Genomic DNA, 9,700 nt, shown 5'->3' on the forward strand with positions numbered 1-9,700 from the left:
CTCAGCAGTTCTCGCCGATCACCCGGAGCGAAGCCACCCGCCACGGGCCGCCCTCCCCCTCCCGCTTGAGGGTGAAGGCGCCCAGCTGCGTCGGCTTGTCCTCCAGCTGGTCGACCGGCCGGCCGGTCCGCGCGTCGTGGATCAGCCAGCGGTCGAGGTCGATGCAGTCGTGCAGCTCCAGCTGCCCCGGACCGGTCTCGGAGACGCCCTCGACGCGGTGCCCCACCTCGCCCAGCAGCACTTGCCCGGCCGTACGGGAGTGCGCGAGGTTCTCCCGCAACTCCGCCAGCTGGGTGCCCGTGGCGACCCGTTCGAGCGCCGGGTCCGCGGGGTCGGGCGTACGGTTCGCCGCGAGCCAGGCCGCCCAGTACGCGTCGTACGCCTGCCGGACCTCCGGGCTCGGGCTCCGCAGCCCGGCCTCCGCGGCCGGGCGGCCGTCCGCGGAGGCGGAGGACGCGGGGGAGGTGCCGCAGCCGGCCGCGGCGGCCAGCGCCAGGACCGCCCCGGTGGCCCCGGCCGCGCGGCGGAGCCTCACGCCCCGCCGCCCGCGAGGACCTTCTCGGCGAACGCGACCTGCTCGCCGAGGTGCTTCTTCTCCTGGTCCAGGTCCTGCTTCCGCTTCTCCACGAGCTGCGTCTGATAGCCGGCCAGCACCGCGGTCCAGGTGTCCGACAGCTTCGTCCGCTGCTTGCAGGACACGTCCGTGGTCGCCGCCGTGATCTCCTCGGAGGTGACCGGACCCGTCCACCGGGTGCCCTCCATCTGCTGGAGCTCCCAGGGCGTCTTCACCTGGAACCCGGCCTCGCGCATGCAGGCGCTCCACTCGGTGACGGCCGCCGTGACCCGGCTGTCGCCCCGGGCCCGGTCCGCGGCCTGCTGGGCGAGTTCGTCGACCAGGCCGTTCCCGGCCGGGGCTCCCGCGGGCCCCGTGGTGCTGCGCGGGTACAGCTTGCGGGCCGCCTCGCCCGCGCAGCCGCCCTCGGGGGCGCCCGGGTGGGCCGGGGCGCCGTCCTGCGGGCCGAACAGGGCGGCCGTCTCGCTCGGATCGCGCTTCTGCGCCGCGCCCGCCTCCCGGTCGGGCAGCCCGCCGGACCGGTACCCGTACTTCTTGGCCGCCTCGGCGTCGACCAGGCCGATCCCGCTGGTGGTCCGCCGGGCGCCGGCGCCGGCCGTGACGTAGGTGCTCGTGTTCTTGAACGAGGTGAATCCGATGCGGTGCATGCAGGCCTCGGTCAGGATGTCCTGCGCCTGCTGGAGGGCCTTCTGCTGGCTCGTGTCGAACCCGTACGCGTCCAGCGGGAGAGGCGCGTTCGCCGGGTCGGGCTGCGGGGTGATCTTCACCGCGGGTTCGCCCCGGTCCCCGGCCGCGCCGCCGGGCCGCGCGGGTTCGGAGGTGCAGCCGCCCAGTGCCGCGGCCGCCGCGAGGGCGGCGGCCGTCAGCAGGAGCGGCCGTCGGCGTGCGTGGAGCACGATCAGCCTTTCGGTGGTGGGCCGGTGGTCGTACACTGCGCGGCACGCCCGGGGCCGGGACCGATTCCAGCGGCCCCGGCCCCGGGTGGATCCGCGTACCGGTCAGCAGTGGCTGGAGGCCCACTTGGTCAGCAGGGTCATGGAGCTGAAGCCGGTGACCCCGGTGTTGTTGTTGCGGTGCTTGTCCCACCACTTGTTGCCGTTGATCACGGTGCCGGCCTGGTAGCAGATCGGCGTGATCGTGTGGCTGGTGTAGCCGAGGCCGAGAACCGCCGCGCTGGTGTTCGAGTTGGAGCGGATCCGCACCCCGTTCTCGGTGTAGTCGCCGGCGTGGGCGACGCTGACCGTTCCCAGGGCGATCGTGGCGGCGGAGAGTGCCACCGCCGTGAACCTTGCTGCCTTGCGCACGCTGTCTCCTCTTCTGAGCGGACACGTCGTGGTGCAGCCGAGAGGAGAAGTCGGCACCGCCTGCGACGGCAGACGCCGTGCTGGTCCCCCCGGTCCGGTCAACGACGATGGCACGAAGACGAATCGCATGCCAGGGGGTTGCGGGCGGGACGGCCGGACCGGCTCGAATCATCCCTTTACAAGACGGGTCCGGCCTCCACGGGGCGTCCAGATCGTTTCGGGTGTTTGCGCAGGAGGGCACGGCAGCGCGCAAGCGGTGCCCTCGGGTCCGCCGCTTTCGGATGATCAGGGACCGGTTCGGGGTTGTCCGGAAAGCACCGTGACTCCAATGGCCTAATCCGCCGCCGGTCCCGGGACGCCCGCAAGCTCCGCGGCGGGCGCCGGGGCGGCCGGGGCGGCCGGCGCGTACCGAGCCCGCAGTTCGGAGAGCACGCCGAACGCCGCCGCCGTCAGGGGCACGGCCAGCAGCATGCCGAGGATCCCCGCGACACCCGCGCCGGCCGTGATGGCGAGCATGACGACCGCCGGGTGCATCTGCACGGTCCGGCTCTGGATCACCGGCTGCAGGACGTGCCCCTCCAGCACCTGCACGGCGAGGACGACGCCCACCGCCCACAGCCCGACGATCCAGCCGCGCTCGGCGAACGCGACGAGCACGGCGACCGCACCGGAGATGAACGCCCCCAGGTACGGGATGTACGCCCCGACGAACACGAGGGCGCCCAGCCCGACCGCGCCGGGCACCTGGAGGACCAGCAGGCCCGCGGTGATGCACAGGGCGTCGATGAGTGCGATGAACGTGGTGCCTCGCATGAAGCCCTCGACCGCCCCGAAGGCGCGGCGGGCCATCGCCTCGACGGTGTCGCCGGACGCGCTGGGGGCGAGCGAGCGCAGCGTCCCGACGGCCCGGTCGGAGTCCCGCAGGAAGAAGAAGATGAGCAGCAGCGCGAGGACGGCGGTGGCCAGCATCTGGGTGACTGCGCCGATGCCGGCGATCACGCCGGAGGCGGCGGTCCCGCCGAACTTGGCCAGCAGCCCCTTGGCGTTCGCGGCCAGGTCCTCCAGCGAGGTGCTGGCGGCCCCGAAGTGCGGGGCGAGGTCCTGCCCGGCGCGCCGCAGCGAGCCGGCGATCTGGTCGCCGGTGTCGATCAGCGCGGCGACCACCACGTACGTCGCCCCGCCGACCACCGCGGTCACGGCGAGGCAGGTCAGCGCCGCCGCGAGGGAGCGGTTGACGCCCATCGTGACGAGCCGCCGGTGCATCGGGCCCAGCAGGGCCGTGCCGAGCAGCGCGAGCAGGACCGGGGTGACGGCCGTCTTGAGGACGATGCACAGCCACACGCCGACCGCGGCCACACCGGTGACCAGCAGGACGACGGCGCACCAGGCGGCGAGGCGGCGTACGGGCTCGGGCAGCAGGGAAGCGATCGGCACCCGGTCATCCAACCACGGGCCCGCCGCGATCGTCCTTACAGCTCATCGGGCCGGTCCGCCCGTCCGGCGGGGCGGGCGGGCGCGCCAGCGCGGGCCCCGGCCCGGACGGTAACCTTGTCAGGGTTGAATCCACCCTGGTATCGCGAAGAACTGGATGACTGATGCATCGGTACAGGTCCCACACCTGCGGCGAGCTCCGCGCCTCTGACGTCAACACCGACGTCCGGCTCAGTGGCTGGCTGCACAATCGTCGAGACCTGGGCGGCATCCTCTTCATCGATCTGCGCGACCACTACGGCATCACGCAGCTCGTCGCCCGCCCCGGCACCCCGGCCGCCGAGGCGCTGGACAAGCTCTCCAAGGAGACCGTCGTCCGCGTCGACGGCAAGGTCGTCTCCCGCGGCGCCGAGAACGTCAACCCCGACCTGCCCACCGGCGAGATCGAGATCGAGGCCGCCGAGGTCGAGGTGCTGGGCGCGGCCGGCCCGCTGCCCTTCACCATCAACACCGACGACGGTGTGAACGAGGAGCGGCGCCTGGAGTACCGCTTCCTCGACCTGCGCCGCGAGCGCATGCACCGCAACATCATGCTGCGCTCCGCGGTGATCGCCGCGATGCGGCAGAAGATGACGGCGCTCGGCTTCAACGAGATGGCCACCCCGATCCTGACGGCGACGTCCCCCGAGGGCGCGCGCGACTTCGTGGTGCCGTCCCGCCTGAACCCGGGCAAGTTCTACGCGCTGCCGCAGGCCCCGCAGCAGTTCAAGCAGCTGCTGATGATCTCGGGCTTCGACCGGTACTTCCAGATCGCGCCCTGCTTCCGCGACGAGGACGCCCGCGCCGACCGCTCGCCGGGCGAGTTCTACCAGCTCGACGTGGAGATGTCGTTCGTCGAGCAGGAGGACGTCTTCCAGCCGATCGAGAAGCTGATGACCGAGCTCTTCACCGAGTTCGGCGGCGGCCGCGAGGTCACCTCGCCCTTCCCGCGGATCCCGTTCCGCGAGTCGATGCTCAAGTACGGCAACGACAAGCCGGACCTGCGCGCCAAGCTGGAGCTCGTCGACATCACCGACGTCTTCGCGAACTCCGAGTTCAAGGCGTTCGCCGGCAAGCACGTCCGCGCCCTGCCGGTCCCGGACACCGCCGCGCAGCCCCGCAAGTTCTTCGACGGCCTCGGCGACTTCGCCGTCTCGCTCGGCGCGAAGGGCCTGGCCTGGGTGCGCGTCGGCGAGGACGGCTCGCTGACGGGCCCGATCGCCAAGTTCCTCACCGAGGAGAACGTCAAGGTCCTCACCGAGCGCCTGGGCCTGGCCCCCGGCCACGCCGTGTTCTTCGGCGCCGGCGAGTTCGACGAGGTCTCCAAGATCATGGGCCCGGTCCGGGTCGAGGCCGCCAAGCGCGCCGGCCAGTTCGAGGAGAACGTCTTCCGGTTCTGCTGGATCGTCGACTTCCCGATGTACGAGCGGGACGAGGAGACCGGCAGGATCGACTTCTCGCACAACCCGTTCTCCATGCCGCAGGGCGGCATGAAGGACCTGGAGGAGAAGGACCCGCTCGACATCCTGGCCTGGCAGTACGACATCGTCTGCAACGGCATCGAGCTGTCCTCCGGCGCCATCCGCAACCACGAGCCCGAGGTCATGCTGAAGGCCTTCGAGATCGCGGGCTACGACGCGGAGACCGTCGAGCGCGAGTTCGCCGGCATGCTGCGCGCGTTCCGCCTCGGCGCCCCGCCGCACGGCGGCATCGCCCCGGGCGTCGACCGCATCGTCATGCTGCTCGCGGACGAGCCGAACATCCGCGAGACCATCGCGTTCCCGCTGAACGGCAACGCGCAGGACCTGATGATGGGCGCGCCGACGGTGCTGGAGGAGTCCCGCCTGCGGGAGCTGAACATCGCGCTGCGCAAGCCGGTGGAGACGAAGACCTCCGAGCCGGTCGAGAAGTCGGTCAAGCAGCACCAGTAGCCGCCTGCCCGGCGGACGGCGAAAGGCGCCCCCGCTCCGGATCTCTCCGGGGCGGGGGCGCCTTCGCTTTCGGTCCTGCGGGGGTGCGGCGGCTCAGAAGTGCTCCAGGACGCCCTTGAGCAGGGCCGCGGAGGTCAGCTCGCGGGGGGCGGGCCCGGCGTGGAAGAAGCCGGTGTTCGCGCCGTCCAGCTTGCGCAGGAAGTCGAAGGCCTTGTTGTCGTGGTCGCCGAACGCGACGAACTGCCAGTGGACCTCCGGTGCGGCGTCGGCCGCGTCCGCGAGCGCCTGCTTCGCGGGCTGGCGGCTGTCGGGGGCGCCGTCCGTCTGGAACACGACGAGGGCCGGGCCCGTGCCGCCGTCCTCGCGGTACCGCTTCAGGACCTGCTCCACGGCGACGTGGTAGCTGGTGCGGCCCATGCGGCCCAGCTCGCCGTGGCGGGCCTCCACCCAGGAGGCGTCGTGCGCTTCGAGGCTCAGGTCGGCGGTGCCGTCCACCTCCGTGGAGAAGAACACGGTGTGCACGGTCGCCTCGGCGTCGAGGTGCGCGGCGAGCGCCAGCGCGTGGTCGGCGAGGTGCTGGGCGCTGCCGTCCTTGTAGAACGGGCGCATGGAGCCGGAGCGGTCCAGGACCAGGTACACCTTGGCGCGTGCTCCGGTACGGCCCTTGCCGCGGAGCACCTGCCCGGCGGCCTTGTAGGCGGCGGCCACCTCGGGGGCCCGCTTCCGCACGACGGCCGCCGCGACGGCGGGCCCCTCGGCCACCACGGCCTCGGCGACGGGCTCGGCCTCGGCCTCGGGAGCGGCTTCGGCCTGCGGCTCGGCCACGGTCCCCGCGTCGGCCTCGGTGGCGGGCTCCGCTTCGGCGACGGGCTTCGCGTCGGCCTCGGGCTTCGCTTCGGCCTCGGGCTTCGCTTCGGTGGCGGGCTTCGCTTCGGTGGCGGCGGGCGCGGGCTGGGCCTCGGCCTCGGCGGCGACCTCGGCCTCGGCGGTCGCGGTCTCCGGCTGCGCCTCACCCGCGGGGGCGGCTTCGGCTTCGGGGGTGGCCTCCGCCTGCTCGGCCGGGGCCTCGTCGGCGGCGGCCTCGGCCACAGGCTGGGCCTCGGGCTGGGCTTCGGGCTCGGCTTCGGCGGTGGGGGCGGACTCGGCCGTGGCGGTGGGGGCCTCGTCGGCGGCGGCCTCGGGCGCGGGCCGGGGCTCCGCTTCGGCGGAGGCGTCGGCCTGCGGCTCCGGGGCGGCGGAATCGGCGGCCGGCTCGGCGGCTTCGGCCTCCGGCTGCGCGGGGGCGGCGGCATCGGCGGCCGGTTCGGCGGCTTCGGGGGCCCGTGCGGGCTCCGCGGCCTCGCCACCGCCACCGGCGCCGGCCGCGGTGTCGGAGTGCGGCGGCTGGGACGGGGAAAGGGGGCGGCGGGCCTCGGGGACGGTCGCGTCCGTGGCCGTCGCGGTCAGGACGACGGCGCCCGCTTCCCGGTCGCGCGGCGCGGACTGCGGCGGGACGGTCGGGTTGTCGAAGGACGCCGCGACGAGGTCGGCCGCCGCGTCCAGCGGGTTGCGTTCCGCCTGGTTGGGCACGGCAGGCGAAGAGGTGGTGGAGGTGGCCTCGGTCGTCTCCGGAACCGGCTCGGCGGACCGTCCGAAAACCTTGCGCAACAAGCTCCGAATACCCATGGGCCAGGCCTTTCGCATGAGTGCGTGCGTCTTTTGTCCGTGCTGCGCGGTTGATCCCTGCCCAGAGTGGACACGTAAGGTTATCGGCCCCTCGGGTGGAACGTCGGCAGGGTCACCTTTCGTGGCGCCCGCCCCGCTCCCTCCCTTTTCGGCCTTCTCCCACATCTCCCGTTTGTTCCGGTCTCCGCGGGGAATTGCCCCCGCGGACCGCGCTGACCGGCACCGTACCGCGTCCTTCCGCTTCACTGAAGCGGCGCCGTACCAACCGAATTGGGTGTTTTTGCGTCGGGTGTCGGGTGACTGCGGCCGGGCTGCCGGAAGTGGCCGAAAGGCAGGGGCCGCCACCCTGCCCGCCGCCGCGGGCCGTGAACTCCCGCTCTGACGCGCCCGGTTCACCGGGCGTTCATCCCGCGGCCGCCGTACCGGCGCGGGCCCGCCCTAGCGTCACCGCTGGATCCGGTCGACTTTCCCGTCGGCCCGTGCAGCTACGGAGGATTTCTCGTGCGCAAGCTCCTGCCGCTCATCGGCACCCCGCACGGGGGCGGCCGTTCCGCCCTCACCTGCCGCTACCGCTGCGGGGACGCCTGCTTCCACGAGGTCCCGAACACGAGCGGCAACGAGTACGTCGGCGACGTCATCGCGCGCGCCTATTCCCGCCGCTCCATGCTGCGCACCGCCGCTGTCGTCACCGTCGCCACCGCCGCCGGGACCGCGGCGGCGGTCGGCGGCAGCGGATCCCCCGCGGTCGCCGCCCCCGTCGCGGACACGTTCGCCGCCGACGGCGCCGCCGACGCCGCGGGGGCCCGCGGCCTGCGCTTCACGCCCGTCGCGCCGAACACGGAAGACCGCGTCACCGTCCCCGCCGGCTACGAGCAGAACGTGGTCATCCGCTGGGGCGACCCCATAGTCAAGGGCGCCCCCGCCTTCCACCCGGACCGGCAGACCGCCGCCGCCCAGGCAGGCCAGTTCGGCTACAACAACGACTTCCTCGCACTGCTCCCGCTCGGCAGCGGCTACGAGCGGCAGCAGCTCCTCGTCGCCAACCACGAGTACACCGACGAGCAGCTGATGTTCCGGGGCTACGACCCGGAGAACCCGACCCGCGAGCAGGTGGAGATCGCCTGGGCCGCGCACGGCCTCGGCGTGGTCGTCGTCCAGGAGGACCACCGCAGCGGCCGGCTGACCGCCGTGAACCGCCACCCGCTCAACCGCCGCCTCACCGCGACGAGCGAGTTCCGCCTCTCCGGGCCCGTCGCCGGCAGCGACCTGGTGAAGACCTCCGCCGACCCGTCCGGCACCCGGGTACTGGGCACGCTGAACAACTGCTCCGGCGGCACCACCCCGTGGGGCACGACTCTGCACGGCGAGGAGAACTTCAACCAGTACTTCGGCAACGCCGGCAAGGTCACCGACCCCGTCCAGGCGGCCCGCCTCAAGCGCTACGGCCTGAGCGGCGGCGCTTCCGAGCGCAAGTGGGAGCGGTTCGACAAGCGCTTCGACGTGCTCCAGGAGCCCAACGAGCCGAACCGCTTCGGCTACGTCGTCGAGCTCGACCCGTACGACCCGCACTCCGTGCCGCGCAAGCGCACCGCTCTGGGCCGCTTCAAGCACGAGGGCGCGGAGCCCCGGCTGACCGAGGACGGCCGCCCGGTCGTCTACAGCGGCGACGACGAGCGCTTCGACTACTTCTACAAGTTCGTCTCCTCGAAGCGGATGAAGAAGGGCGACTCGCGGGCGGCGAAGGAGCACAACCTGACCCTCCTCGACGAGGGCACCCTGTACGTGGCCAAGCTGACCGGCGACTCCCCGGCCGCCGAGGTCGACGGCACCGGCAGGCTGCCGGCGGACGGTGCCTTCGACGGGTCCGGCACCTGGATCAAGCTGGCCACCGCCTCGCCGTCCGGGAACGTCTCGCACGTCGAGGGCATGACCGCGGAGGAGGTGTTCGTCTTCACCAGGCAGGCCGCCGACAAGGCGGGCGCCACCAAGATGGACCGGCCCGAGGACATCCAGCCCTCGCCGCGCACCGGCCGCGTGTACGTCGCGCTGACCAACAACTCCGACCGCGGCAAGGCCGGCAAGCCGGGTGCGGACGAGGCCAACCCGCGCAACGCCAACAAGCACGGCCAGATCCTGGAGCTCGCCGAGAACTTCGACGACCCGGCGGGCGACGGGTTCGCGTGGCGGCTGTTCCTGGTCGCCGGCGACCCGAACGACCCCTCGACGTATTTCGCGGGCTTCCCGAAGGACAAGGTCAGCCCGATCTCGTGCCCGGACAACGTGGCCTTCGACCCGCACGGCAACCTGTGGATCTCCACGGACGGCAACCAGCTCGGCTCCCACGACGGCCTCTTCGGCGTTGCGACGGCCGGCCCGCGCCGCGGCGAGCTGAAGCAGTTCCTGACCGTGCCCCGCGGCGCCGAGACCTGCGGCCCCCTGGTGCAGGACAAGCGGGTCCTCGTCGCCGTGCAGCACCCGGGCGAGGTCGACGGCGCGTCCGTCGAGAAGCCGGCGTCGGCATGGCCCGACGGGCCCGGCAAGCTGGTCCGCCCCGCCGTCGTCTCCGTGTGGCGCAAGGACGGCAGGAACATCGGCGTCTGACCCGGCCGGCTCCGCAGGACGGGTGGTCCGCCGGGGGGGGGGGGGGGGGGGGGGGGGGGGGGGGGGGGGGGGGGGGGGGGGGGGGGGGGGGGGGGGGGAGGGGGGGGTGGGGGGGGGGGGGGGGGGGGGAGCAGGGGGGGGGGTGCGGCGCCGCA

Annotated in this window: 7 protein-coding genes; 2 read left to right on the forward strand and 5 right to left on the reverse strand. The window is 73.2% G+C overall.

Going from position 1 to position 9,700, the window contains the following annotated elements; genetic code table 11:
- Window position 1: 1 nt before the first annotated feature.
- The 4 genes from ACZ462_RS11905 to ACZ462_RS11920 all read right to left on the reverse strand — a co-directional run bounded on the left by ACZ462_RS11905 (window position 2) and on the right by ACZ462_RS11920 (window position 3,312).
- Complete coding sequence (locus ACZ462_RS11905) at window positions 2-535, reverse strand: hypothetical protein (protein ID WP_467809066.1); 534 nt, start codon at window positions 533-535, stop codon at window positions 2-4.
- Window positions 532-1,470, reverse strand: coding sequence for a hypothetical protein (locus tag ACZ462_RS11910; RefSeq protein WP_467809067.1), 939 nt, complete (start codon window positions 1,468-1,470; stop codon window positions 532-534). Before ACZ462_RS11910 ends, ACZ462_RS11905 begins: the two co-directional genes overlap by 4 nt.
- 102 nt (window positions 1,471-1,572) lie before the next feature.
- Window positions 1,573-1,878, reverse strand: a complete 306-nt coding sequence (locus tag ACZ462_RS11915) for a hypothetical protein (RefSeq protein WP_467809068.1) — start codon at window positions 1,876-1,878, stop codon at window positions 1,573-1,575.
- 333 nt (window positions 1,879-2,211) lie between these two features.
- Window positions 2,212-3,312, reverse strand: a complete 1,101-nt coding sequence (locus ACZ462_RS11920; protein ID WP_467809069.1) for an AI-2E family transporter — start codon at window positions 3,310-3,312, stop codon at window positions 2,212-2,214.
- Between the two features lie 161 nt (window positions 3,313-3,473).
- Between ACZ462_RS11920 and aspS the strand changes: the two genes are divergently transcribed.
- Complete coding sequence (gene aspS, locus ACZ462_RS11925) at window positions 3,474-5,279, forward strand: aspartate--tRNA ligase (protein ID WP_467809070.1); 1,806 nt, start codon at window positions 3,474-3,476, stop codon at window positions 5,277-5,279.
- A gap of 93 nt (window positions 5,280-5,372) precedes the next feature.
- Here aspS and ACZ462_RS11930 read toward each other — a convergent pair whose 3' ends face one another.
- Window positions 5,373-6,929 carry a VWA domain-containing protein gene (locus ACZ462_RS11930; protein WP_467809071.1) on the reverse strand — a complete coding sequence of 519 codons (1,557 nt, stop codon included), beginning with the start codon at window positions 6,927-6,929 and terminating at the stop codon, window positions 5,373-5,375.
- A 516-nt stretch (window positions 6,930-7,445) separates the two neighbouring features.
- On the opposite strand from ACZ462_RS11930, the gene ACZ462_RS11935 reads away from it, so the two are divergent.
- Window positions 7,446-9,545, forward strand: coding sequence for a PhoX family protein (locus ACZ462_RS11935; protein ID WP_467809073.1), 2,100 nt, complete (start codon window positions 7,446-7,448; stop codon window positions 9,543-9,545).
- Window positions 9,546-9,700: the final 155 nt, after the last annotated feature.

This window comes from Streptomyces sp. NPDC031121 (assembly GCF_055570615.1).

Excerpts from the sequence above, each read along its gene's own strand:
- aspS (WP_467809070.1), top strand. The coding sequence starts at position 3,474 with ATGCATCGGTACAGGTCCCACACCTGCGGCGAGCTCCGCGCCTCTGAC.